Origin of the sequence: Streptoalloteichus tenebrarius (assembly GCF_024171885.1) — a bacterium.
Taxonomy (GTDB): Bacteria; Actinomycetota; Actinomycetes; order Mycobacteriales; family Pseudonocardiaceae; genus Streptoalloteichus; species Streptoalloteichus tenebrarius.
Genome location: NZ_JAMTCP010000042.1, coordinates 19,368 through 44,807, shown reverse-complemented (window position 1 = coordinate 44,807; position 25,440 = coordinate 19,368). Strand labels below are relative to the sequence as shown.

General features: G+C 74.5%; 13 protein-coding genes. 4 read left to right on the top strand and 9 right to left on the bottom strand.

Going from position 1 to position 25,440, the window contains the following annotated elements; genetic code table 11:
* Positions 1–941: 941 nt before the first annotated feature.
* The 3 genes from LX15_RS26020 to LX15_RS26010 form a co-directional block, all read right to left on the bottom strand.
* Positions 942–1,211: a DUF1876 domain-containing protein gene (locus LX15_RS26020; protein ID WP_253672320.1), complete on the bottom strand. Its 270-nt coding sequence runs from the start codon at positions 1,209–1,211 to the stop codon at positions 942–944.
* A 64-nt stretch (positions 1,212–1,275) separates the two neighbouring features.
* Positions 1,276–1,971, bottom strand: a complete 696-nt coding sequence (locus LX15_RS26015; protein ID WP_253672318.1) for a sigma 54 modulation/S30EA ribosomal C-terminal domain-containing protein — start codon at positions 1,969–1,971, stop codon at positions 1,276–1,278.
* 427 nt (positions 1,972–2,398) lie between these two features.
* Positions 2,399–2,905: a hypothetical protein gene (locus LX15_RS26010; RefSeq protein WP_253672316.1), complete on the bottom strand. Its 507-nt coding sequence runs from the start codon at positions 2,903–2,905 to the stop codon at positions 2,399–2,401.
* Between the two features lie 233 nt (positions 2,906–3,138).
* On the opposite strand from LX15_RS26010, the gene LX15_RS26005 reads away from it, so the two are divergent.
* Entirely contained in the window at positions 3,139–5,379 is a 2,241-nt protein-coding gene (locus tag LX15_RS26005) for a phospholipase A2 (protein WP_253672314.1), read from the top strand.
* A gap of 712 nt (positions 5,380–6,091) precedes the next feature.
* Here the strand turns inward: LX15_RS26005 and LX15_RS26000 are convergent.
* The 3 genes from LX15_RS26000 to LX15_RS25990 form a co-directional block, all read right to left on the bottom strand.
* Positions 6,092–7,321: a carboxylate-amine ligase gene (locus LX15_RS26000; RefSeq protein WP_253672312.1), complete on the bottom strand. Its 1,230-nt coding sequence runs from the start codon at positions 7,319–7,321 to the stop codon at positions 6,092–6,094.
* 971 nt (positions 7,322–8,292) lie between these two features.
* On the bottom strand, positions 8,293–9,225 hold the full coding sequence (locus LX15_RS32710) for a M56 family metallopeptidase (RefSeq protein WP_301305270.1): 933 nt from the start codon (positions 9,223–9,225) through the stop codon (positions 8,293–8,295).
* Entirely contained in the window at positions 9,222–9,602 is a 381-nt protein-coding gene (locus LX15_RS25990) for a BlaI/MecI/CopY family transcriptional regulator (RefSeq protein WP_308213520.1), read from the bottom strand. The genes LX15_RS32710 and LX15_RS25990 overlap by 4 nt, the downstream gene beginning before the upstream one ends.
* Before the next feature lie 148 nt (positions 9,603–9,750).
* On the opposite strand from LX15_RS25990, the gene LX15_RS25985 reads away from it, so the two are divergent.
* Together LX15_RS25985 and LX15_RS25980 are read left to right on the top strand one after the other, a co-directional pair.
* Entirely contained in the window at positions 9,751–10,716 is a 966-nt protein-coding gene (locus tag LX15_RS25985; RefSeq protein ID WP_253672310.1) for a heme o synthase, read from the top strand.
* A gap of 527 nt (positions 10,717–11,243) precedes the next feature.
* Entirely contained in the window at positions 11,244–12,896 is a 1,653-nt protein-coding gene (locus tag LX15_RS25980; protein ID WP_253672308.1) for an AMP-binding protein, read from the top strand.
* A gap of 565 nt (positions 12,897–13,461) precedes the next feature.
* On the opposite strand, the gene LX15_RS25975 is transcribed toward LX15_RS25980, so the two are convergent.
* The 3 genes from LX15_RS25975 to LX15_RS25965 form a co-directional block, all read right to left on the bottom strand.
* Positions 13,462–14,007, bottom strand: a complete 546-nt coding sequence (locus LX15_RS25975) for a hypothetical protein (RefSeq protein WP_253672306.1) — start codon at positions 14,005–14,007, stop codon at positions 13,462–13,464.
* 335 nt (positions 14,008–14,342) lie between these two features.
* The gene (locus tag LX15_RS25970; RefSeq protein WP_253672304.1) at positions 14,343–14,909 is read right to left on the bottom strand and encodes a hemerythrin domain-containing protein; all 567 of its coding nucleotides are present in this window, start codon (positions 14,907–14,909) and stop codon (positions 14,343–14,345) included.
* Positions 14,910–15,216: 307 nt separating this feature from the next.
* Positions 15,217–17,721, bottom strand: a complete 2,505-nt coding sequence (locus LX15_RS25965) for a DEAD/DEAH box helicase (protein WP_253672302.1) — start codon at positions 17,719–17,721, stop codon at positions 15,217–15,219.
* Between the two features lie 995 nt (positions 17,722–18,716).
* Between LX15_RS25965 and LX15_RS25960 the strand changes: the two genes are divergently transcribed.
* Positions 18,717–25,415 carry a type I polyketide synthase gene (locus LX15_RS25960; protein WP_253672300.1) on the top strand — a complete coding sequence of 2,233 codons (6,699 nt, stop codon included), beginning with the start codon at positions 18,717–18,719 and terminating at the stop codon, positions 25,413–25,415.
* Positions 25,416–25,440: the final 25 nt, after the last annotated feature.

The following is a 25,440-nucleotide window of genomic DNA, read 5'->3' as shown; positions in this document are numbered from 1 at the left end:
GCGCGGTGATCCGCACACCGGTGATCCGCAGGCCGGGCGTGGACAGGCGCGGACCTCGGCGGTGCGTCCCGGTGCTGACCGGGCCGGGCCGGGCCGAAGGCAGGGGGCATCGGGCCCGCGCGGTGAGCTGCGGGCCGGGCGAGGACAGGCGCGGACAGGTGCGGACCCCGGCACGGCGGACGGGGCCGGACCTGGTGCTGACCGGGCCGGGTCGTAGGCAGGGGACGCCGGGCCCGCGCGGTGAGCCGCACACCAGGCGAGGACAAGGGCAGCCCCCGGCGCCGCGATCTGGACCTGACCAGATCGGGCCGAAGGCACCGGACATCGGACCTCCGCGGTGAGCCGCGCGCCGGTGATCCGCACACCGGGCGAGGACAAGGGCAGCCCCCGGCGCCGCGTCCCGGTGCTGGCCGGGCCGGGCCGAAGGCAGGGGGCATCGGGCCCGCGCGGTGAGCTGCGGGCCGGGCGAGGACAGGTACAGACCCCGGTGGCGAGGACAGGCGTGGCCCTCGGCGCCGTGATCCGGTCCTGACCGGACCGGCCCGGAGGCAGGGGATGGCGGGCCCGCGCGGTGAGCCGGACGCCGGTGAGCCGCATACCGGGCGAGGGCAGGTGCGGACCCGGTGGCGCCGCGGACCGGTCCTGACCGGGCCGGACGGAAGGCAGGGGATGGCGGGCCCGCGCGGTGAGCCGCGCGCCGGTGATCCGCACGCCGGGCGAGGACAGGCGTGGCCCTCGGCGCCGTGATCCGGTTCTGACCGGACCGGCCCGGAGGCAGGGGACGCCGGGCCCGCGCGGTGATCCGCACACCGGTGATCCGTACACCGGCGTGGACAGGGGCGGGCCCCGGTGGCGCGTCCCGGTGGCGCGATCTGGTCCTGAGCGGGCCGGACCTGAGTGGATCAGACCGGACCTGGTCCGATCAGGAGGGATCGCTCGGCTCAGGTCCGGAGTCGCTGTACCCGCTCGTGGGTGTGCGCCTCGATGTCCTTGGCCGCGGCGTGCAGGAGCTGGTGCGCCAGGTCGGACAACGCCCTCGCCGTGGCCAGCTCGTCCCCGATGCTCGGCACGTTCTCGTCGGCCGGGTTGCACCGCGCCGTGCCCTGGCCGACCAGCTCCTCGGAGTCCTTCCCGCTCAACCGCGCCTCGACCCGGGTCATCCGGTCGACCTCGCTGATGTTGATCTGGACCTGCCACATCTTGTTCCCCATGGTTCGGCCTCCTCGTTCACCCACTGCCGGTCGGCGGCGGCCGCCCCGGCCCGCCTCGGCCGCCTCACCGCACCGGGCTGATCAGCCCGTAACGGCCGTCGTAGCGCCGGTAGACCACGTGGCCCCGCCCGGTCCGCTGGTCGGCGAAGAACACGAAGCGGTCGCCGGTCGTCTCCAGCCGCTGCACGGCCTCGACCACCGACAGGCGCGGCGCGCCCGTGCCGGCCACGGGGAACGGCGTCGGGGAGATCCCGGCCGGCCGCATCCGCACCAGCCGGGGCTGGCCGTTGGCGTCCCGGAACACCACGCTGTCCTGGTCGGTGGTGGCGTCCCTGAACAGGAAGAAGTCGTAGTCCATCAGCTCCATGTCGAAGGCGGCCTCCTCCGGCAGGAGCCGTTCCGGCGCGTACGTCTTGTGCCGCACCACCCTGGGCTCCTCCGCGGGCAGGGCGGCCCTGGGGGACGGCACGCCCCTGGGCGCGGCGCCGTGCCGGTCGCGGTGGGTCCTGGCCAGCCTCCGCAGACGCTCCCTGAGCCGGTCCTGGACGAGGTCGACGGCCTCGGTGAAGGTCGGGGCGGCCGCCTGCGCCCGCACCTCGCTCCCGTCGACGTCCAGGTTGACCTGGACCAGCGCCGGCGTCGGCACGGAGGGGTCGTGGGATCTGGTCAGCTTGATCCGCACGTACGGCACCGGACCCGGACAGCAACGGGACAGGGCGAGCACCTTGTCCCTGGCGTAGTCCTGCGCTCTGGCCGACACCCCACCCCCCGCCTGCACGCGAACGTTGGGCATCACCGATGTGGGCGAGCCTCTCATCGCGACCTCCCGCGGTCGGCACCCGCCGGACCCGACGCCGGCGAGGTGCGGGAACTGCCGCTGGCGGCGGGTGGGGATCCCCCGAGGGGGCGGCCGGCACCGGCCACGCGTGACCCCACCCGCCTGCGCGGTCGCACGCCGTGTACTGCCCAGTTTGCGCTGTTCGGGATGGGTATGCCAGACCGGACGCCCGGTCCGGTGGCGCCGGCTCGCGCCGCGTCGGGCGCGGCGCCGACGGCGACACTCACCCGTTCGGGGCGGTGGTTCGCTCGCCCGCGAGGCGGGCGTGATCGCCACTCCCGCCACCGCCACCGCCACCGCCACCGAGGACCGGGGAACCCGGGGGACCGCCGGCGCCCGGCGATCAGCCTCAGCGCGCCGGGCCGTCCCCGGAGCCCCCGCCCCCCGTGTTCCCCGGGGCGTCGTCACCCGTGTCGTCCGTGTCGACGGTGTTGTCCTGGTTGTCTTGATTGTCTTGGTCCTCGGCCAGCAGCCGCCGCAGGACCCGGCCCATGCCCGCCCGAATCTCCTCCGGCTCCGGCAGCGGCGTCTCGGCCGGCACGAGGTCCTCCGGCTCCTCGTCGCCCTCCCCGTTCGGGCTGACCGTCGTGGCCTCCGCCTCGGCGGCCGCCCTCAGCTCGGCGATGTCGGCCATGACGTCCTCCGGGGACACCGCCGGCAGCAGCGGCTCGACGTCGGCGAGCACGTCCTCGGAGTCCACCGCGACCGCCTCGGCCAACCCGATCGCGTGCGTCCGCTCGTAGGGGCCGCAGACAAACGGGTCCCAACTGTCGTCCCAGGAGCGGAACGTGACGATCCAGGGCAGGTCCCGCAGCGGTGAGCCGGGCTCCGGCTCGTAAATGATCACGCCGCCCACGACGGTTCCTCCTCGCGCGCCCCCGCGCCCCTGACTGTGCCTCTGATGACGGTAGTGCGCGTCACAGCCCCCCACCCGCTGGAGCCCATCCGCGCGCCGTCACCGTCGGTGATCAACCGCCTGACCTGCGTCGATCACCTTCTTCAGGGGTCGGCCCCCGGCGCCCGCCGGCCGTCGCCTAGCCTGCTGGCCTCGTAGCCGAATCGTGACCAAGTCGGAAGGGGACCCACCCGGTGAGTTCCGAGGACCACGCGCCCCCGGCACCCATCGCGGCGCGCGCCCCGCGCCCCGCCGCGCGCCGGCCGTCGTGGCGGGTCCCCCTCGCGCCGTGGCGCCTGTCCCGCCTGCCGCTGCCGCTGCGGGCCGTGACGCTGGTGCTCGCGGTGTTCGCGGCGGGACTGATGCTCTTCCGGCCGGCCAGCCCCGCCGAGGGCCCGCCGGACCCCTCGGTCGCGGGCGCCGCCCGCGTCTTGGACGCCATGAACCACCCGTCGCCGGACCGCGACCCCCTCGCCGACCTGCCCGACGACTTCGCCCACCTCCTCGGCTACCAGCCCGTGACCGTCCGCTTCCCCGACGGGAACCTCCGCGCCATCCACCCCCGTGGCGACTGCTCGTCGCCGGGCGGGGCCACCCGCTTCGACTTCGACGCCGGGTGCAAGGCGCACGACCTCGGCTACGACGTGCTCCGCTACGCCGACAAGAAGGGCCACCCCCTCGGGCAGGACGCGCGGCGCGGCGTCGACGACCAGCTCGGCGCGGACATGCACGCCCGCTGCTCCGCCCAGCGCGGACTGGAGGTCCCGATTTGCCACGCCGTCGCCGAGACCTACTCGGCGGGGGTGGGCTTCAACTCGTGGCGGCAGCGTTACGGCCCACCCAGCTTCGAGCCGATGGGCGCGTGGAGCGTCGGGTTCGCCGTGATCGCCTGCCTGCTGGTCGCCCGCCGGCCCGGCCGCCTCGCCCACTGGTGGCGCGACCGTCGTCGCCCGCTCACCCGAGCGCCGGTCCCGGCGGACGCGCCGGGGGCGGAGCCCCGCGCCTCCGACGCCACCGACCAGGACGCCGGAGCCCCCGCGCACGGCCTGCCCGTGGTGGCCGTCCTGTTCGCCCTGCTCGGGCTGCCGCTGGTGGTCGTCCTGGGCTGGTGGGACAGCGGCGTGGCCCGCCAGCCGGGGCTGTGGCTGGCCGCGTGGGGCCTCCAGGTGCTGCCGATCTTCTTCTTCGCCGGTGGCCGGTCCCACCTCGCCGCCTGGCGCGCGGTGCGCGGCGCCGGCGGCGGCTCGGTGGAGTTCCTCGTGGGCCGCCTGGCCGGCCTGTTGCGGCCCGTGGTCGCGTTCGTGCTGGTCTGGCTGCTGCTCCCCGCCGCGCTCGGCCTGCTCGGCGGGCAGGAGGAGCAGATGGACGAGCTGGGCTGGATGGTCGCCAGGCCGCTCTGGTACCTGGGCGTGTACCTGCTGGTCACCGCGGCCACTCCGGTGACGGCCTGGCTGCACCGCCGCCTCGGCTGGGCCGTGCCCTTCACGCTGATCGCCCTGACGGTGGCGGTGGACCTGGCCCGGCTGGTCACCGACCAGGCGCTGCTCGGCTACCCCAACGTCCTGCTCGTCGGGCTGCTGGTCCACCAGCTCGGCTTCTGCCACGCCGACGGCTCCCTGTCCCGGCTGTCCCGGCCGACGCTGGTCGCCACCGCGGCCGCCGGTCTCGGGGTCCTGGTCGTGCTCGCCGCCACCGGGGCCTACCCGCGTGATCTCGGCGGCGTGCCGGGGACCTCCGTCTCCGGCCTGAACCCGTGGGCGGTCACCGCCCTCGCGCTGGCCGCGTGGCAGATCCCGCTCGTGCTGTCGCTGCGGGAGCCGGCCGCGCGGTGGCTGACCCGCCGGCGGTGGGCGCGGGGCGTGGCGCGACTCGGCGACACGCCGGTGAGCCTGTACCTGTGGCACCTGGCCGTGGTGCTGGTCGGGGTGGAGCTGCTGAGCATGCTCGGCCTCAACGTCCCGTGGACCGGGCCGGGCTGGCTGGGCGTGTTGCTCGCGCTGCTGGCCGTGCTGGTGGTGGTGTTGAGGAGGCTGGAGCGCGACACGCTGCCGGCGGCGGCCGGGCGCATCGCGTCCCCGCACGGCCGGGTCGCGGCCGTGCTCGGCCTCGGCTACGCCGCGTTGGGCATCGTCGGGTTCGTCGCCACCGGCTTCGCGGCCGGACCGCACGGCAGGACCGTGCTGTTCCTCCAGGTCGACACCATGCAGAACCTGCTGCACCTGCTGCTGGGCGTGTACCTGGTGCGCACCACGCGCGCGGGCCTGAGCGGACGGTGGTTGCCCTGGCTGCTCACCGCCGTCGCGAGCGTGCCGCCGATGTTGCTGCCGGGCGTGAGCGGGGCCGGGCTGGCCCTGCACAGCACGACGCTGGCCGTCGCGGTGGTCATGGCGCTCGCGCCGCGCCGTCGTGTGATCCCCGGGCTGCGGCCGGTCTGACGGCCTCGCGCGGTGCCCGGACGGCCGGGTGGAGGAAATTCCTCCTTTCCCGTATCTGCCGCCGGATGTGGATCTCTTGTGATCGTGGACGGGTCATCCCGTCCACCCAGGGGGTGCACAACGGGAGGTGGGTCCCGCGACGGGGTGGCGCGACCGCCCCGGCGCGTCCGCCGGTCACGCGATGGGGGATCGGTGCGCCGGCGGGCACGAGGGCCCACCTCCCCAGGGCCGTCGTTCGGAGCAGGGGGAACGACGGACAGCGGGGGAGGGGGCTGGCACGCCCCGGGGGAGTGAGGCACCGGTCGGCGCGGTGGGGGGAAGCGCCGGCCGGTGCCTCCGTGTTCCACCGTGTTTCACCGGCCCGCCTTCTGCGGTCCGCCTGTTCCGTCCGCGTCGCGCGCCCGGGGTTCGTGCTGCGTCGTGCCCGCTGACACGTCCACTCGGGCGTCGCCATCTGCGGGGCAACCCCCGTGCGGGAGCCGTGCTTCTCGACCACCCGGCCCGGGAGTTGCCCCGCTCCACCGCATCACGAGATCATGAATTTGGGGGTTCCCCCCAATAACACCGTTTTGGGCGAAATGGACATCTGGGTCGCCCGATTTGCGCGCTGCGGGGCGAAATCTGACGGCTTCTTTTCCCGTCTCGGCGCGTCCGGGTCAGGGCGAGGACCGAACAGGGGCGCACCCGGGGACGGAGTCGGCGTCGGTGGAGATCAGGCCGGCTTGGGCTGGGCGGGGATCAGCAGGCTCCCCGCGGTCTGGTCGGCCAGCAGGTCCACCACGTCGCTGAGCCGTCCCCGGCGGGCGAGCGCGCGGCGCTGTCGTTCCGCCCCGGAGCCGCTCGCGCGCAGTGACCGCAGGACCTCGGTGACCAACGGGAGGTCGCCACCGGCCAGCAGGGCCGGGCGGAGGCGTTCCAGGAGCCGGTCGGCGAGCACCGGGACCGGGGTGACCTGCCCGGTGAGCGGGTCGAGGCAGGCGCCCTCCAGCCCGTCGTGGGCCGCCCGCCACAACGCGGCGCGCAGGTCCGACCCCCGGGGCGCCGGCGCGGGCCGGCCGGCCCGGATGTCGACGACGGCGGTCGCGACCAGCCCCCGGATCAACGCCGCGAGCAGGGCGGCCTCGTCGGCGGTGGGCGAGACGTCGCAGACCCGGATCTCGATCGTGGGCTGGTGGTCCGACAGTCGGATGTCCCAGTAGACCATCCCCCGGTCCATCGCGGCCCCGGTCTCCAGCAGCGCCCGCACGGCCGACTCGTACTCGTCGATCGAGGTGAAGTGCGGCGGCGGCCCCGCGGACGGCCACCGCGCCCAGATCATCGCCCGCCAGCTCGCGTGCCGGGTGTCGCGCTCGTGCCAGAACGGGGAGTTGGTGCTCAACGCGAGCAGGATCGGCAGCCACGGCCGCAGGTGGTTGCTGACCTGCACCGCGGTCTCCGGGTCGGGCATGCCGACGTGGACGTGGCAGCCACAGATGCTGTGCGTGTCGATCAGCCCCCCGAACTCGGAGGCCATGCGCTGGTAGCGATCGACGGCGGTCAGCGGCGGCGGCACGGCCTCGCCGAGGACGGCGGTGCCGGTGGCGACCAGGCGCAGTCCCTGCGCCTCGGCGGTGCGGGCCAGGCTGACCCGCAGCCGTTGGAGGTGGTCGCGCAGCTCGACGGCGCTCAGGCACACCGGGCTGGTCGTCTCCACCTGGTAGAGGGTGATCTCCTTCTGGAGCACGGGTGAGATGCCGGCGCCGGCCGCGAGGACCGCGGTGGCGGCCGGCGCGACCCGTCGCGTGTCGGCGTCGACGAGGAGGAACTCCTCCTCGACCCCGACGGTCAGCCGCTCGGCCAGCTCACCGGGGTCGGTGACGAGCTGGTCGACCGGGGGCGGCGACGGGTGGAACGCGGCAGCGTGCTGCTGCCCGCCGGTGCCGCCGTGGTCCGGATGGTTCATCGCGAGCGCCTCCCTGACAGCAGTCCGGTCCGGGGGAGCGGAACGGCCAGTGCGCGCGGTGGTGGACTGGAAACTATCGGTAGTCACGCGGGCGACGCATGGTGCATTGGGAGGAAACAAGAAAGACACTTCTCGGGGGAGCGACGACGCCGCGCTCTCGTCATTCCCCCGGAAGACTCAGTCCGGCTTCCCCCGTGCGGGAGACCTCTATGGTCCGCCGAGGGGTGGGGAGAAGGGAACGGCGGCCCGGGACCTGTCTCGGACACTGATCGCTCGATGAGGTCAGTGCCGAGTGAAGTCAATTACCCAGGGTCATGAGTGGTGTCGACGGTGTCGACCGTGTCGGCGCCTGTCCGGCGGGAGCAACGCTGGGGAAGGTGACCGTGACGAGATCCGGTCAGGGGTGGGGGACGGGGCGGGCGCTGTGACGAGAGCCCTGCCACCGTCCGCCGTCTGGACATTCTTCGATGTCGCCCGTTAAGGTTTCGCTAACGGTGTGCCGGGAAGTCTGGTCGGCGAGTTGGTGGCGTGTTCGACGAAAGGGTTCCTGGCCGTGTCACAACGTTCGTCCGTTGTTCGCACTCCCTTTTCCGATGATTTCCCGGCGACGGGTGCACTCGTGATCCGCGCGTCGCGGTAGTCGAGGTCCACGTCGCATCGGCCCTGGTCCGAGCGGCAGGCGGACCGGGATCAGCATTCACCGCCAGCGTAGGCGGACATTGACGACAACGTGGTCGTGACGCGTCGCGCGCGCCGCGCGGAGGCGCTCGCCGTTTGTCGGTGGAACAAGCATGGCCGTCCTGGCGCGTGTTCGAGGCGTCGGAACGGCCGAACAGGCGACGCAGGGCGAAATCGCGTCAGGGGGACGACGGTTCCGGTGCCCTGCCCGGACCGTCGCGGGGAGGACCCCGCCCGGCACACGGGGTTCGTGCTGGGCGGGGTCCACACGCGTGCCCGCTCCGCGCGTGGGATCAGCCGGGCATGACCAGCAGACTCACCGGGGTGAGGGTGAGCAGCGTCGCCGTGGCGACCAGCAGGACGCGCACCGCCGTTGACAGCGGCCTGCGCGGGGTGAGCAGCCGCCGCACCCGGGCCTGGAGTTCGTGGCTGGCCGGCGCGGAGCCGCCCGGCGCGGCCGGCGCGGCGGGCCCCGGTTCGCCGTCTCCGTCCGGGTGGAAGCACAGCAGGGCGCCGGCCAGGGTCTCCGGCCGGTGCCGGGCCAGCGCGCGGTCGTCGGCCCGCATCTCGACCAGCAGCTCCACCGCCCGGGACGCCTCCGCGAGCAGCCGGCTGTTCGGCAGGGCGCGCCGCAGCAGCGTGAACGGCAGCAGGACCAGGTCGTGGCGCTCCCTGGCGTGGGCGCGCTCGTGGGCGAGCACCGCGCGGAGCTGGTTGTCGTCGAGCAGTCGCCGCGTCACGGTGCTGATCACCACGCGGGGGTGTCGGCCGGGCACGCAGTAGGCCGCCGGCGTGGGCAGGTCCACCAGCAGCACGTCGTCGCCGTGCGGTCCGTCCTGTCCCAGCAGGGCGAGCAGCGACCGGTGCCGTCGGCGGGCGCGGAGCGTGGCGGTGATGGCGGACACCGCGCCGACCAGCAGCCGGGTGGCGAGCGCGAGGCCGAGCACGACGGCGACGAGGTGGGCCAGGCTGAGCGCGGTGAACACCTGGCCGGCCAGGACGTCGGCGACGAGTCGCGCGCACGCGGGCAGGACTCCCCTGTCGTAGGGGGAGAGGCCGACGGCGAGCAGGAAGCTGACCGCGGACAGCCCGGCGGCGAGCCCGAGCGCCTGCCAGAGCACGAGCGCGACCCGGGGGCTGTGCCAGGGCCACCGGCTGCGCGCCAGGGGGCCCACGCTCGCGGCGCAGACAGCCAGCATCAGCGCGTGGTGCAGCGCGTGGCTCATCGCCGGCCGGAGGGGTCGGGGCGGCCGTGTCCGGTGAGGGCGTCCCTGAGCACGTCGGCCTCGGTCACCGGCACGGAGCGGGCGAAGTGGACCAGGGCGGCGTCCCGGTCGCCGGCGAGGTCGAGGACCTGCAACATCAGCTCGGCGACGAACGACTCCCGGCTGGCGGCCGCGACGTAGCGCCAGGTGCGTCCGTCCTCGGCGCGTTCCCGGCGCACGAAGTCCTTGCGCGCCAGGCGGTCGAGCACGGTCATGACGGTCGTGTAGGCCAGGTTCCGATCGGCGAGGTCGGTGACGACCTCGCGCACGGTCGCGGGGGTGGAGCGGGCCCACAGCACATCCATCACCGCGCGTTCCAAGGCACCGAGGTTGCGCACGACACCTCCCTGTCGTCTGGCGCCGGACGATTGTCCGTCGGGGCGGGCGCGGCGGGGGACCCGGGAGGCCGTTGTCCTCCTACGCCTTGTCATACTACGGCGCGTAGTAGAGCGGAGCGGGCGGGTTTCGCGACGAGAGGGGATGGCGATGACGATCGGCGACCTTCGAGAGGTGGTGCGCGCCCCGGATGCCGAGGGGAGCCCCCCGCGGGGGCCGGCCCGCGGCGCGGCCAGGGCGCGCGCGTACCTCGCGCTGACCAAGCCCCGCATCATCCGGCTGCTGCTGATCACCACGGTGCCCGCGATGTGCCTGGCCGCACGCGGGCTGCCGTCGTTGTGGCTGGTGCTGTGGACGCTGGTCGGCGGGGCCGCCGCCGCGGGCAGCGCGAACACGCTGAACTGCGTCATCGACGCCGACATCGACAAGGTGATGAACCGGACCAAGGACCGGCCGCTGGCCACCGGCGCGCTGACGCGGCGGGAGGCCCTGGTGTTCGGGCTGGGTTTGGGCGCCCTGTCGTTCGCCGTGCTGTGGTGGACCTCGAACCTGCTGGCGGCGTCGCTCGCCGTGGCGGCGATCCTGTTCTACGTCCTGGTGTACACGCTGGTGCTCAAGCGGCGCACCTCGCAGAACATCGTGTGGGGCGGCGCGGCGGGCTGCATGCCGGTGGTGATCGGCTGGGCCGCGGTGACCGGGACGGTGGACTGGCCGGCGTGGGTCATGTTCGCCGTGATCTTCGTGTGGACGCCGGCCCACTTCTGGGCGTTGGCGATGCGCTACCGCGAGGACTACGCGGCCGCGAACGTGCCGATGCTGCCGGTGGTGGCTCCGCCGAAGGTGGTGGCGCGGCGGACGGCGGCCTACACGTGGTTGACCGTGGTGGTGTCGCTGTTGTTGTTCCCGGTCACGAGCTGGGTCTACGTGGCGGTCGCCGGTGTGGTGGGCGCGTGGTTCGTGGTCAGGGCGCACGGCCTGCGCAACGCGGTCGCCAGGGGAGAGGCGGGCGAGCCCATGGCGGTGTTCCACGCGTCGATCGCCTACCTGGCGGCGGTGTTCGTCGGGATCGCGGTGGACGCGCTGGTGGGTCTGACGCCGATCGGCTGGCCGCTCTGAGGACCCTCCGATGATCTCGGGACCCTCGGAGGAGCCCTTCGGAACGCCAGAGGAGCCCTGAGGAGTCGACGCGACCCCGTCTTCCCGTGCTGGTGTCGCGACGGGAGACGTGTCGTGAACGGGGTGTCGCCGGGCCGTGGCGCGTCGGTGGACGGGATCGCGAGGCATCCCCCACCGGCGGTCACGGCCCGCGTCTGTGGTTCCCACGTTCCGGGAAGTCCTCGTGGAGCGCCGAAAGCCAGCCGACCGAGCGTCCTCAGTGGACGAACAGGCGGGACGGGACGGAGGGAGCGCCCGAAACGGGGCGAGATCCTTTCCGGACCGATGACCGTCTAGAGTGGACCGAGGATCGGCGCCGTGGCCGCTCGCGTGGGCGACCACGGCGCCGCGACGTCGTGCCGTCGTTCCGTGTCGGGCCGCTCCTCGCGGGGCGACCACCGGCGGTCCGGGTGTTGACGTTCGTCACACCGCGCCATACGGTCCATCACCACCGTCCCCGTTAACGGTCACTAACCGCAGGAGGCACGATGGCCGCGAGCGCGCCGTCCTACGCTTCGGGAACCTCCACCACGCCGCTGCTCGGCGAGACGATCGGGCAGAACCTGGAGCGCACGGTCGCCGCGCACGCCGGGCGGCCGGCCCTGGTGGAGCGGGCCACCGGGCGGCGCTGGACCTACGCGGAGCTGAACCGGGACGTGGACGCGCTGGCCAGGGGCCTGCTCGCCGCCGGCGTCGCCCAGGGCGACCGGGTCGGGATCTGGTCGCCCAACTGCGCCGAGTGGGTCCTGCTCCAGTACGCCACGGCCAAGGTCGGCGCGATCCTGGTCAACGTCAACCCGGCCTACCGGGTGCACGAGCTGGAGTACGCGCTCAACCAGTCCGGGGTGCGGCTGCTCGTCTCGGCGACCAGCTTCAAGACCTCCGACTACCGGGGCATGGTGGACCAGGTGCGCCCGGACTGCCCGGCGCTGGAGCGCGTCGTGTTCGTCGGCGCCGACTCGTGGGACGAGCTGGTGGCGGGCGGGGCCGAGACGCCGGCCGAGGCGCTGCGGGAGCGGATGGCCCAGCTCTCCCCGGACGACCCGATCAACATCCAGTACACCTCGGGCACGACCGGCTTCCCCAAGGGCGCGACGCTGTCGCACCACAACATCCTCAACAACGGGTTCTTCGTCGCCGAGCTCCAGCGGTGGACGCACGAGGACCGGGTGTGCCTGCCCGTGCCCTTCTACCACTGCTTCGGCATGGTCATGGGCAACCTCGGGGCCACCTCGCACGGCGCGTGCGTCGTCATCCCCGCCCCCGTGTTCGAGCCGGCCGAGACCCTGCGGGCCGTGCACGACGAGCGCTGCACCGTGCTCTACGGCGTGCCCACCATGTTCATCGCCGAGCTGAACCACCCCGACTTCGACAGCTTCGACCTGTCCTCGCTGCGGACCGGCGTGATGGCGGGCTCGCCGTGCCCGCAGGAGGTCATGAAGCAGGTCATCGAGCGGATGGGCATGCGCGAGGTGACCATCTGCTACGGCATGACCGAGACCTCGCCGGTCTCCGTCCAGACCAGGGTGGACGACGCGTTCGACCGCAGGGTGGCCACCGTGGGCAGGGCGCACCCGCACGTCGAGATCAAGGTCGTCGACCCCGCCACCGGCCTGACCGTGCCGAGGGGGACGCCGGGTGAGCTGTGCACGCGGGGCTACTCGGTGATGTTGGGGTACTGGGAGCAGCCCGACAAGACCGCCGAGGCGATCGACTCGGCCCGCTGGATGCACACCGGCGACCTCGCCGTGATGGACGACGACGGCTACGTGACCATCACCGGCCGCATCAAGGACATGGTCATCCGGGGCGGGGAGAACATCTACCCGAGGGAGATCGAGGAGTTCCTGTACTCCCACCCCGACGTGCTGGACGCGCAGGTCGTCGGCGTGCCCGACCCGAAGTACGGCGAGGAGCTGATGGCCTGGGTGCGGATGCGGCCGGGCGCGGAGCCGCTGACCGCCGAGTCGCTGCGCGAGTTCTGCCGGGGCAGGCTGGCGCACTACAAGGTGCCCCGCTACGTCCACGTGGTGGACGAGTTCCCGATGACCGTCACGGGCAAGATCCGCAAGGTCGAGATGCGCGAGCGCGCGGTCCAGATCCTGGGTCTGCGCGAGGAGGGCGGGAACGGCGCGTCCTGAGATCGGGGCATCCCGGACCCGCACTGCCGGCGGGCGCGGTCGGTAGCCGCGAGCTGTCTGCGACGGGCAATGCGGAGGAGCCGCTGATGGGTATGCAACAGCGGGCCACTCCGGCTGGCCCACCTGGAGGGGCTGGAGGGGTGGCCCCCGTGCTGGGTGAGGCGGCTGGAACGGGCGCGTTTGTGGTGCGTTCGGAACGACAAAGTTGATGTTCGTCGTCGCGGCTGGCCGGGTGCTCTGCGGGCGTATGCGACGAGCCAGGGTGTCCTGAATCGATCCGTGGTGTCCGGAGAACCGGGTCCTGACGGCACAGAGGCACTTGGTGAGCGCTCTCCCGCCCAAAACACTGTTACCTGGGGGAACCCCGATTTTTATGATCCCAGGTGAGGCTGGGGCGCCGTGGGGGAAGCAGGTGCGGCGCGCCGAAACCTTCGGGGGAACTCGCGCGGGGGAACGTCCTCAGGGGCCGGCGCCGCCGGTCAGGCGGCCTCTCCGGTCAAGTGGCCTCGCCCGTCAGGCGGCCTCGCGGGTCAGGCGGCGTCGCGGGTCAGGCGGCGTCGGCCGGTCAGGCGGCGTCGGCGGTGTTCGGGGCGTCGGTGTTGGTCGCCTCGGCGAGCCGGGCCAGCAGCGCGTCGCGGTGGAGTTCGGCGACCGGCGCGAGCAGGTCGGGGTGCCGCAGCAGCGCGGCGGCCTGGAGGTCGCGCGGCGCCGGGTTGGTCAGCCGCGCGAAGGCGCCCTCGTAGCCGAGGAAGTGCGCGGAGTCGGCGAGCGCGGCCACCGCGGCCGACGCCAGACCCGGGTCGGCCAGCAGGCACGCGGCCCAGCTCACGACCACCTCGTCCACCCAGGTGCGCCAGCCGTAGTCCTCGTCGGGCAGCTCGGCGTGCTCCGCGCCGAGCAGGCCGTCCAGTCGCGCGGAGCCGCCGGGGCCGACCAGGGCCAGCAGCCCGGCGTCGGTGGTCGTGGGGTAGCGCAACCAGGCGGCGACGGTGGCGGCCTGCCGGGCCTGCACCTCGTTCAGGGTCGCGGCGAACGCTCCGCCGGTGGACGGGTAGGCCCGGACCAGCCAGTGCGCCGTGGCGGCGACAACGGGAGAGAGGTCGTCGGACACGCTGGCAACCTCACTCCACTTTCGGGGCACGTGCGGTGCGATCTGGCCACGGACAGTCAGCGCGTCGCGGCTGTGGCGGCTTCGGCGGGGTGCGACGACGCTCGTGTCACGGTACCTTCCCCGCTCTGTCCTGGGAAGATGTGTGAGCGGGCTCCCTCGCGCCTCCGACCCGGGTCCCCGATCGGGTTTCTGACCCATCACGCTCCGTCAACTGATCGACGCGCCGCGGTCCCCGGGGCGACGCGGACACGACGACGCCGGCGGCGACGGGTCGGTCCCCGTCGCCGCCGGCGTCGGACGCTGTCGGGGCAGGACAGCGAGGTGCGGAGCGCTCCTCAGGTCTTGCGGCCGGTGAGCGCGTCGCGCAGCCGGTCCACCAGCCCCGTGCCCGGGGCGAGCAGCTTGTTGGCCGGCGGCTTGTCCGGCGCGGCCGGGTGCGGCCGCGTGGGCGCCATCTGCTTCGCCCTGGTGACCTTGCGGCCCAGCTCGCGCAGCTCCTCCTGGTCACAGGCAGCCTGGAGCCGCGGGAACAGGTCGTTCTCCTCGCCGCGGATGTGGTCGCGGATCTCCCGCATCAGCGTCCTGAGCAGCTCGTCGAACCGGGCGTCGGTGGCGTCCATCCCGTCCAGTTCCTTCATGACCCGCTCGGCCTCGGCGTGCTCGGCGATCTCCTGGTCGGCGATCTGGTCGCCGTCGGGCAGCACCTTGCGCGCGGTCGGGTAGAGGTACATCTCCTCGGCCACCGAGTGCCGCACCAGCTCGGCGATCACGTGGTCGGCCAGGTCCCTCCGCTGCCGCGGGTCGCTGATCGCCCCGGTCTCCAGCTCGCGGAACGCCTGTTCGACCTCCCGGTGGTCGGCGATCAACACGGAGAACAGGTCGTCCTGCTTGGCTTCGGTCACGGTTCCTCCTCGGCGTTGGGAACGGCGGCGGGGACGACGTGCCCGCCCACCAGCGGCGACCGGCGCGGGCGCTCCGCGCGACCGGTCGTCGCCGCCTCCCGGCGAGTACCCCGACCAGAGCCGGTTCATGACCGTTCCGGCTGATCCGTCCCCCGAGATCCCCCCGAGATCCCCCTGAGGTCCCCACAGAGGGGCCCCACCGACGTCCCGGTCGGCCGCCCACAGGCCGCTGACCGGCAGCCCCGACGGCACGCCGGTCGGACCCCGCGGGGACCGAACGGCGCGCACGCTCAGAGCTGGTCCACGCTCAGAACTGGTCCACCGCCGTCACCCGCACCACGGCCGTCCCCGCCTCGTCCGACGCGGCCAGGTCGACCTCCGCGCTGATCCCCCAGTCGTGGTCGCCCGCCGGGTCCGCGAAGATCTGCCGCACCCGCCACAGGCCCGGCTCCTCGTGGATGACCAGCAGGGCGGGGCCGCGCGCGTCCGGGCCGGTGCCGATCTCGTCGTGCTCGGCGAAGTACGCGTCCAGCGCCTCCGCCCACCGCTCGGCGTCCCAGCCCGAGGCGGCGTCCAGCTCCCCGAGCGCCGCGTGGTCCCGGCGCGCCGCGAGCTGGACGCGCTGGAACAGCGCGTTGCGGACCAGCACCCGGAAGGCCCGGGTGTTGGCGGTGACCGCGGCCGGTGGCCGCTCCTCGACCTGGCCGGACCCGCCGCCCTCGCCGGGGTTGACCAACTGCTCCCACTCGTCGAGCAGGCTGGAGTCGACCTGCCGGACCAGCTCGCCCAACCACTCGGTCAGGTCGGCCAGCCCCTCGGTCTTGGCCTCCTCGGGCACGGTCTGCCGCAGCGCCTTGTAGGCGTCGGCGAGGTAACGCAGCACCAGGCCCTCCGAGCGGGCCAGGCCGTAGAACGAGACGAACTCGGTGAACGTCATCGCCCGCTCGTACATGTCGCGGACCACCGACTTCGGCGACAGCCGGTGGTCGGCCACCCAGGGGTGGCCCCGCCGGTAGGTCTCGAACGCCGCGTCGAGCAGCTCGGCCAGCGGCCGGGGGTGGGTCACCGACTCCAGCAGCTCCATGCGCTCGTCGTAGTCGACGCCGTCGGCCTTCATCTGCGCCACGGCCTCGCCGCGCGCCTTGAACTGCTGCGCCGACAACACCGGCCGGGGGTCCTCCAGCGTGGCCTCGATGACCGACACCACGTCCAGCACGTAGCTCGGCGACGCGGGGTCGAGCAGCTCGATCGCGGCCAGCGCGAACGGCGACAGCGGCTGGTTGAGCGCGAAGTCGAACTGGAGGTCGACCGTCACCCTGACCCGGCGGCCCTGCTCGTCCGGCTCGTCGAGCTGTTCCACCACGCCGGCCGCCAGCAGCGCGCGGTAGATCGCGATCGCCCTGCGGATGTGCCGGCGCTGGGCCGGGCGGTCCTCGTGGTTGTCGGTCAGCAGGTGGCGCATCGCCGCGAACGCGTCGCCGGGCCGGTTGATGACGTTGAGCAGCATCGGGTGGCTGACCGCGAAGCTGGACGTCAGCGGCTCCGGCTCCGCCGCGACCAGCCGCTCGAAGGTGGGCTCGCCCCAGGAGACGAACCCCTCCGGCGGCTTCTTGCGCACCACCTTCCTGCGCTTCTTCGGGTCGTCGCCGGCCTTGGCCAGCGCCCGCTCGTTCTCCACCACGTGCTCGGGGGCCTGCACGACGACGTTGCCCACGGTGTCGTGCCCCGCGCGGCCGGCCCTGCCGGCGATCTGGTGGAACTCCCTGGCCTTGAGGTGGCGGGTGCGCACCCCGTCGAACTTGCTCAGCGCGGTGAACAGCACGGTCCTGATCGGGACGTTGATGCCGACGCCCAGGGTGTCCGTGCCGCACACGATCTTGAGCAGCCCGGCCTGGGCCAGCCGCTCCACCAGCCGGCGGTACTTGGGCAGCATGCCGGCGTGGTGCACGCCGATGCCGTGCCGCACCAGGCGGGACAGCGTCTTGCCGAACCCGGCGGAGAACCGGAACCCGCCGATCATCGCGGCGATCGCGTCCTTCTCGGCCCGCGTGCACACGTTGATGCTCATCAGCGACTGCGCCCGCTCCACGGCCGCCGCCTGCGTGAAGTGCACGACGTAGACGGGGGCCTGCTGGGTGCCCAGCAGCTCCTCCAGCGTCTCGTGGATCGGGGTCGTGACGTAGCGGAAGAACAGCGGCACGGGCCGCTCGGCGGAGCTGACCAGGGTCGTGGGCCGGCCGGTGCGCCGGGTCAGGTCCTTCTCGAAGAAGGCGGTGTCGCCCAGGGTGGCCGACATCAGCAGGAACTGCGCCTTCGGCAGCTCCAGCAGCGGCACCTGCCACGCCCAGCCGCGGTCCGGCTCCGAGTAGAAGTGGAACTCGTCCATGACGACCTGGCCGACGTCGGCCTCCGCGCCGTCGCGCAGCGCGATGTTGGCCAGCACCTCGGCGGTGCAGCAGATGATCGGCGCCGAGGCGTTGACGCTGGAGTCGCCGGTCATCATGCCGACGTTGGCCGCGCCGAAGACCTCGCACAGCGCGAAGAACTTCTCCGACACCAGGGCCTTGATCGGGGCGGTGTAGAAGCTGCGGCGCCCCTGCGCCAGTGCCGTGAAGTGGGCGCCGACCGCGACCATGCTCTTGCCGGACCCGGTCGGGGTGCTCAGGATGACGTTGGAGCCGGAGACGATCTCGATCAGCGCCTCCTGCTGGGCCGGGTAGAGCGTGAGGCCCCTGCCCTCAGCCCATGCCGAGAAGGCGTCGAACAGGGCGTCGGGGTCGGGGCTCGCGGGGAGCTGGTCGGTGAGCGTCATAGCGTCACCGATCGTGCCCGACCAGGGGCGTCGACTTCACCCCGGGGGTTGGTCCGAAGGGTGGCGCCGCCGCCACGCGCCCCGGGAGGGACCGCCTGTTGGCCCGGTTGTCGGTGACGAACGCCCGGTTTTTCTCTCCGTCGAGTGTCACTCGATGCCGTTCTCCACGAGGTTTCGAGCGGCCCGGAGGCGAACTGACGTCGCGCTGGAGTTGGGCCGGAGTTGAGCCCGGGTCGGGGCGAAGTGGAAGCGGCCGTGTTCTTCTCGTCGACACGACAGGACGGTGGTCCTCGGTCCAAACTCCGACCCGCGCGGGACGCCGGTGCGGCGGGCCGAGCAAAACGATGTTCTTTCGTGTGAAAGGGGTCGGGCACGCCTCCCCGTGCCTTCCCTCGCCTTCGCCTCGGGCTGTGCCGTGAGCGTCAGGGCAATTTCCCGATCGAGGGGTGGCCGCGTTCTCCACACCGGGGACACGACGCGCCCGCGCGCGATCACACGGAGCTGATCCCGGTGCCGGCGGGCTCGGCCGGCGCCGGGGCGCCAGGGCGCCCGCCGCGGCGGCCACTACCCGCTGGTTCGCGACGATCACACCCCGATCGGGGACGGCTGGGATCACACTGTCCGGGGAGACAGGGCGGGATGCCCGGCGGAGCGGGTTGACGCGCCGCGTCCGCCGGGCCGTTCATCCGCGAGATGGGGAACACCCGAATTCGACAATGGTCGCCGAACGCGTTCGGATGGCGACGCCGGAAACGGGAGAGGAATTCCCGTTCGCGGCGCCCGGCCCCCGCCCCGAATCGGGTGGCCACCGTTTCGGGTGGTCGTGTCCACCCGAGTTGTCCCCCTTCCGTCGGGCGTGCTTCGATGACGATCAGCTCGGTGAGGCAACGGCACATGCTATGGCTGCGTCATTCGACGCCGCCCGGGGTTCCGTGTTCTGGTCGCCACTTCTGATCACCGCGGGGGAATCCATGTCTACAGCGGAGTCATCTCACGTGGATCGTCGGTTGGCGCGCGACCCGGTCGCGGTCGTCGGCGTGGCGGGTGTCCTCCCGGGGGCGCGGGACGTCCGCGAGTTCTGGACCCGCGTCGTCGCCGGCGACGACTGCGCCAGGGAGGTGCCGGCGACCTGCTGGAGGGTGACGGGCCGGGCCGCGGGGGACCCGGGGGCCCCTGGCCTCCCGGGGCTCCCGAGGCTCTCGGGGCTTCCGGGGGACGCGGCCGACCGGGCGGCGGGGACCGGAGCCGGGGGAGGCGGGGGAGGCGGGGGAGCCCGGCGCGCCGGCGTCCTGCCCGAGGTCACCTTCGACCCGCTGGAGTTCGGCATGCCGGCCGACGCGCCGGCCGTCGCCGGGATCGCCCGGCTGCTCAGCCTCGTGGTGGCCAGGGACGCGCTGCGCGACGCCGGCTGCGACGTCGCCCCCTGGTACGACCCGGCGCGGACCGGCGTGGTCCTCGGCTACTCCGGCGGGGGCGCGTTCGGCCCCGCCGTCTCCGCGTGGGCCAGGGTCCCCGCGCTGCGCGGCCTGCTGCGGGAGGCCGGGTTCGACGAACGGCGGATCGACGAGATCACCCACGAGGTCGCCGCCGCCACCGCCGGCCGCGTCGCCGGGGAGGCGCCGAGGGCCCGCCGCACCGACGACGGCAGGGCCGACGCGCTCGACGCCGCCGTCGCGAGCTGGCTGGCCAACCGCTTCGACCTGGGTGGGCTCGCCTGCTCGGTGGACGCGGCGGGGGCCAGCTCGCTGGCGGCGGTGCGGGTCGCCGTCGGGGAGCTGGTCGAGCGCCGCGCGGACCTGATGATCGCCGGCGGATGCGACGTCGCCGAGGAGCCGGCGGTCTCCGCGGGGCTCGGGGCCGCGCCCACCCTGTCGCCCCACCAGGTCGCGCGCCCGTTCGACGCCCACGCCGACGGCACCCTGCTCGGCGAGGGCGTCGGGATGGTCGCGCTCAAGCGCCTCGCCGACGCCGAGCGCGACGGCGACCGGGTCTACGCGGTGATCCGGGGCCTCGGGCACGGCAGCGACGGGCGCGGCGCGTCCGTCCACGCGCCCAGCCTGGAGGGGCAGCTCGTCACCCTGCGGCGCGCCTACGAGGACGCCGACTGCTCGCCCCGGTCGGTCGAGCTGTTCGAGGCGCACGGGACGGGCGCGCCGGACGAGGACGAGGTCGAGCTGCGCGCGCTGCACGCGCTGACCGCCGGGGCCGACCGGCCCGTCCCCCCGGCCGCCGTCGGCAGCGTGAAGTCGCAGATCGGCCACACCGGGGCGGCGGCGGGCGCCGCCGGGCTGGTCAAGCTCGCGCTGGCGCTGCACCACAAGGTGCTGCCGCCCACCATCAACGTGGACCGGCCGGCCGAGTCGGTGCTCGGCCCGGAGTCCACCCTCTACGTCAACACCGAGGCGCGGCCGTGGATCAGGGACCCGCGCCGCCCGGTCCGCAGGGCGGCGGTGTCCGCGTTCGGCGCCGGCGGCGCCGCCTTCCACGTGGTGCTCGACGAGCACGAGCCGTCGGCGGGGCTGCTGCACGTGATGCACGACTGCGCCAGGGTCCACGTGTGGCACGGGCCGGACGTGCCGTCCCTGCGGCAGGCCGTGGAGAGCGGGCCCGGCCTGACCACCAGCACCCCGATCCCCGAGGACCGGCCGAGGGCCGGGTTCGTCTCCCGGGACGACGCCGAGTTCGCCGAGCTGCGGGCCCTGCTGCTCGACCGGTTGCGGGAGTGGGACGGTACGACGCCGTGGCAGCACCCCAGGGGCGTCCACCTCCGTCGTTCCGGGCTGCCGGAGCCGGCGCGCGTGGCCGCGGTGTTCGCCGACCAGGGCAGCCAGTACGTCGGGATGGCCCGGCACGCCGTGCTCTCCGTCCCGGCGGTGCGCGCCGCGTTCGACACCGCCAACCAGCGGTTCGTCGAGGGCCCGACCCTGGCCGACGTGGTGTTCCCGCCCCCGGTGCCCGGCGCGGTGGGCGCGGCCGGCGAGGAGGCCAGGGCGCGGGCGGAGGAGCTGCTGCGCCGCCCCGAGTACGCCCAGCCGGCGATTGGCGCCGTCGCCCTCGGCCAGTACCGGTACCTCACGGTGTGCGGGTTCCGCCCGCACGGGCTGCTCGGCCACAGCTTCGGCGAGCTGACCGCGCTGTGGGCGGCCGGCTGCCTCGACGACGAGGCGTTCTTCCTGCTGGCCAGGGCCAGGGGCCGGGCGATGGCCCCGCCGGCGGACAACGGCCACGACCCCGGGGCGATGGCCACGGTGCGCGCGTCGGCCGCCACCGTCGACGCGCTGCTCGCCGCGCACCCCGACCTGGTGGTCTGCCACTACGACGCGCCGGACCAGCTCGTGGTCGGCGGCCCCACGATGGCGGTCGACGCCTTCGTCACCGCCTGCGCCAACCAGCGGATCTTCGCCAGGGTGCTGCCGGTGCCGGCCGCGTTCCACACCGCGCACGTCCAGCACGCGGTCGAGGAGTTCGGCAGGGCGGTGTCGACCACCGTGTTCCGCCCGCCCCGCGTGCCGGTCTACGCGAACACGCGGGGCGCGCGTTACGGCGAGGACGTCGACCTGATCCGGCGGGTGCTCGTCGAGCAGCTCCGGCACCCGGTGGACTTCGCCGGCCGGTTGGAGGAGATGTACCGCGAGGGCTTCCGGATCTTCGTGGAGTTCGGCCCCGGCCAGGCGCTGACCCGGCTGGTGGAGCGCACGCTCGGCGACCGGGGCGTGGTGGCGGTGGCCACCGACGGGGGCCGTGACCAGGACGGGGACGTCCAGCTCAAGCGGGCGGGGCTCCAGCTCGTCCTGCTGGGTCAGCCGCTGGTGGACCTCAACCGCTACCTGCCGGGGGTCAGGAACGACGCGGTCGACGCGACCGACACCACGGACGCGGTCGGGGCGCGGCGCGCTCCGTCGTCGGCGGCCGTGGTGCTGCGGCGGTTCCGCCCCGAGGGCGGCGAGCGGCGGGCGGCGGCCCGCGACGCGGCAGCGGCCGCGCCGGCCCGGACTGACCGTCCTCAGTGGACGGTTCCGGTGGCGGACGAGGAGGGCGGGGAGACCCCGGCGTCCCCGGAGACCGCGGCGCCGTCGGCTCCGCTGGTGGAGACCCCGGCGGCCGCGGTCACCCGGGAGCGGCAACGCCTGACCGAGACGGCCACGCCATGGCGGACCACGAGCGAGCACGACGTCCCACCGCCCACCAGCCAGGAACCCGCCCGCGTCACCCCGTCCCCCGTCGAGCCTCCCGCCGAGTTCCCCGTCGGGTCCCCTGGCGCGCCCGCCGTCGGTCCCGCTGTCGCGCCCGACGCCGAGGCCGTCCAGGACCTCACCCGGATCGCCGCCGACCACCTGGCGTTGCACCGGCGCTACCTGGACGCGCAGTTGCGGGTGGCCGAACGGCTCGGTTCGCTGCTCGCCCGCTCCACCGACACCGCGGGGCTGGCCGAGGGGGTCAGCGCGTTGCGGGACCACAGCCTGGCCCTGGGCGAGGCGCACATCAGGGCGAACGAGACCCTGGCCGCGCTGCTCCGGCTCGACACCGGCCGGGCCGCCACCGGCGGCGCCCCCACCACTAGCACGGTCTTCACCCCGGCGTCCGCCAGAGGGACCGGTGAGCCCGGCGCCTGGCCGACCGGCACCCCGTCCGGCGCGGACGCGTCGCGACGCGTCGTCCCGCCGCCGTCCCGGCCGGCCGCCCTCACCGCCGCGCCGGCGACCGGCCCCACGGGGAAGAAGAGGCCGCCGGCGCCCACCCCACCTCCGGCACCGGCGGCGCCCGCCGCGCCGATGGCTCCCTCCGCGCAGTCGGCAGCACCAGCACCGCCGCCACAACCAGGGCAGCCAGCGCAACCAGCCCAGTCAGCGCAACCAGCCCAGTCAGCGCAGCCAGCGCAGACGGCGCCCCCGGCGTCCGCCGCGTCTGCGGCGCCCCCGCCGCCAGCCGCCGGGCAGGACCGGGCGGCCAGGGCCGGCAGCCGCACGGCGGGCGGCGGCGTGCCCGACGACCGGGAACTCGACGCCCGGCTCCGCCAGGTGATCGCCGACCGCACCGGGCGGGACGCGCGGACGGTGGAGCCGACCCTCGACCTGGAGGCCGACCTGGGCCTGGACTCGCTGGAGCGGGCGCGCGTCCTCGGCGAGGTCTGGCGGCACTTCCCGGTCAGGAGCAACCCGAACGGGCAACCGACCGTGCCGTTCGCCGCCTGCCGGACCGTGGAGGACGCGGCGCGCCTGTTGCGGGCGGCGGCCAGGAGCGGCGGCTCGCCGACCGTCGCCGCCCCGCACGAGGTCCTGCGCTCCCGCGTCGGACTGGTCGAGCTGCCCGAGGTCGACGTGCTCACCGGGGCCTACCGGGACCAGCGCGTGGCGCTGGTGGTGGCCGACGGGTCCGACCTGCCCACGGCGCTGGCCAAGGCCCTGCGCGACGGCGGCTGGCAGGTCCGCGTCTTGGCCCTGCCCGGCGTTCCCACCGACGACCCCGACGCGGTCCGGCTCGGCGACTGGGGTGAGGAGTCGTTGACCGCGACGATCACCGGGGTCCTGCCCGAGCAGGGTCTGGACGCGTGCGTGCTGCCGGTCGTCGCGGACGACGAGCACGCGGCGGGCCGGCTCGTCCACGCCGTGCTGACCGCCAAGCACGTCCACCGGGCGCTGTGCGCCACGGCGGCGACCGGGCGACGCGCCGCCTTCCTCACCGTCACCCGGCTCGACGGCGCGCTCGGCTACACCGGCTCCGCCGCGAACGCCTCGCTCGTCGGCGGCGTGTCCGGCCTGGTGCGGACCCTGGCGCTGGAGGCGCCGACGCTGTTCTGCCGGGCGCTGGACCTCGCGCCGACGCTGCCGCCCGGCGAGGCGGCGCGGCTGGTCGTGACCGAGCTGCACGACGTGGCGCGGGACGTGGTCGAGGTGGCGCTCGACGGCGGCCGTCGCCGCACCGTCACCACCGTCCCCAGCCCGCTGCCGGCGCGGGACGCCGCCGCCGACCGCGCCTCCCACGCCCACCTCGGCCCGGACGACGTGCTCGTGGTGACCGGCGGCGGGCGCGGCGTGACGGCCTGGTGCGTCACCGAGCTGGTGCGCCGCCAGCCCTGTTCGGTGCTGCTGCTCGGACGGACCGAGCTGTCCGAGGAGCCCGAGTGGGCCGTGGACCGGCCCTCCGGCGAGCTGGCCGCCGCCCTCACCGCGCACCTGCGGGCCAGGGGCGCGGTGCTCGGCCCCGGCCGGTTCGCGCAGGCCGTGCGGGAGGTGCGGGCGCGGCGGGAGATCAGGGCCACGCTCGCCGCGCTGGCCGAGGCCGGCGCGCGCGCCGAGTACCTCACCGTGGACGTGACCGACGCGGAGGCCGTGCGGGCCGCGCTGCGCCCGCACGCCCACCGCGTCACCGGGGTCGTGCACGGCGCCGGCGTGCTCGCCGACGCCGCCCTGGCCCGCAAGAACCCGGCCGACGTCGGGCGCGTGCTGGGCGTCAAGCTCACCGGGCTGCGCAACGTGCTGGCCGCGCTGGACCAGGACCGCCTGCGGCACCTGGTCCTGTTCTCCTCGGCCGCCGGCTGGTTCGGCAACCCGGGGCAGGCGGACTACGCCGCCGCCAACGCCGCCCTGAACCGGCTGGCCTGCGCCTGGCGCGCGCGGCGTCCCGGGTGCCACGTCAGCGCGATCGGCTGGGGGCCGTGGGACGGCGGGATGGTGGAGCCGTGGGCCCGCGCCCGGTTCGCGATGCGCGGCGTCCCGCTGCTGTCGCGCGCCGTCGGCGTCGAGCGGTTCCTGGCCGAGTTCGGGGCCGAGGAGAGCCCGGTGGTGCTGGTCGCCCCCGCGCTGCCCGCCCTGCCGCCGCGCGCGCCCGTGCCGTCGACCGGGATCACCGTCGAGCGGCGGCTGGAGCGCCTGGCGTGTGACCCGGTCGTGCGGGACCACCGCGTGGGCGGGAGCCCGGTCCTCCCGCTGGCCGGCGCCGTCGGCTGGTGCGTGAACGTGCTGGAGCGCGCGCACCCCGGCTGGCAGGTCGTGGAGTGCCGGGACGTCCGGCTGCACAAGGGCGTGGTGTGCGACGGCGGCGAGTGGTCGCGGTTCGTGCTGGAGGCCGTGCCCGTCTCGGGTGGGAGGGACCACTCCTTCCAGGTCACGATCGTCAGCGAGGACGGCCCCACCCGGTCGTGGCCGCGCTACGCCGGCGCGTTCCTGCTGGCCGACCGGCCGAGGACCGCGCCGCCGGCCCGCCGGTCGTGGGCGCGCCGGCTGGCCGAGCTGGGGGACGAGCGGGCGCCGGCGTGGTACGAGGACGTCCTGTCCACCGGGCCGAGCCTGCGCGGCCTGGGCCGGCTGCTGGAGCAGGACGGCACCCGCCTGGTCGTGGAGTGCCGGATGCGGGACGTGCCGCTGGCGCACGGCGCGTTCGCCGGGCGCCTGCACAGCCCGGTGCTGGCCGACCAGGTGTTGCAGGCGGCGGTGCTCGGCGCCGCGCGCTGCCACGGGGTGTCCGGCCTGCCGGTGGCCATCGAACGCGTCGAGATGTTCGAGCGGCTGCCCGACGACCAGCCGTTCGTGCTGGAGGTCGACACGGTGCGGCGGGAGGCGGTCGGCCTGACCAGCACCGTCGTCGCCTGCGCCCCCGACGGGCGGGTGTACCAGCGGTACACGGGCGTGGTGCTGGCCGCGGCCAGCGCCGAACCGGCCCCCGCGCCGGCGCTGAGCGGTGAGGCCGCCGGCTGACCCCTCGGCTGACCCGGTGGGCGCC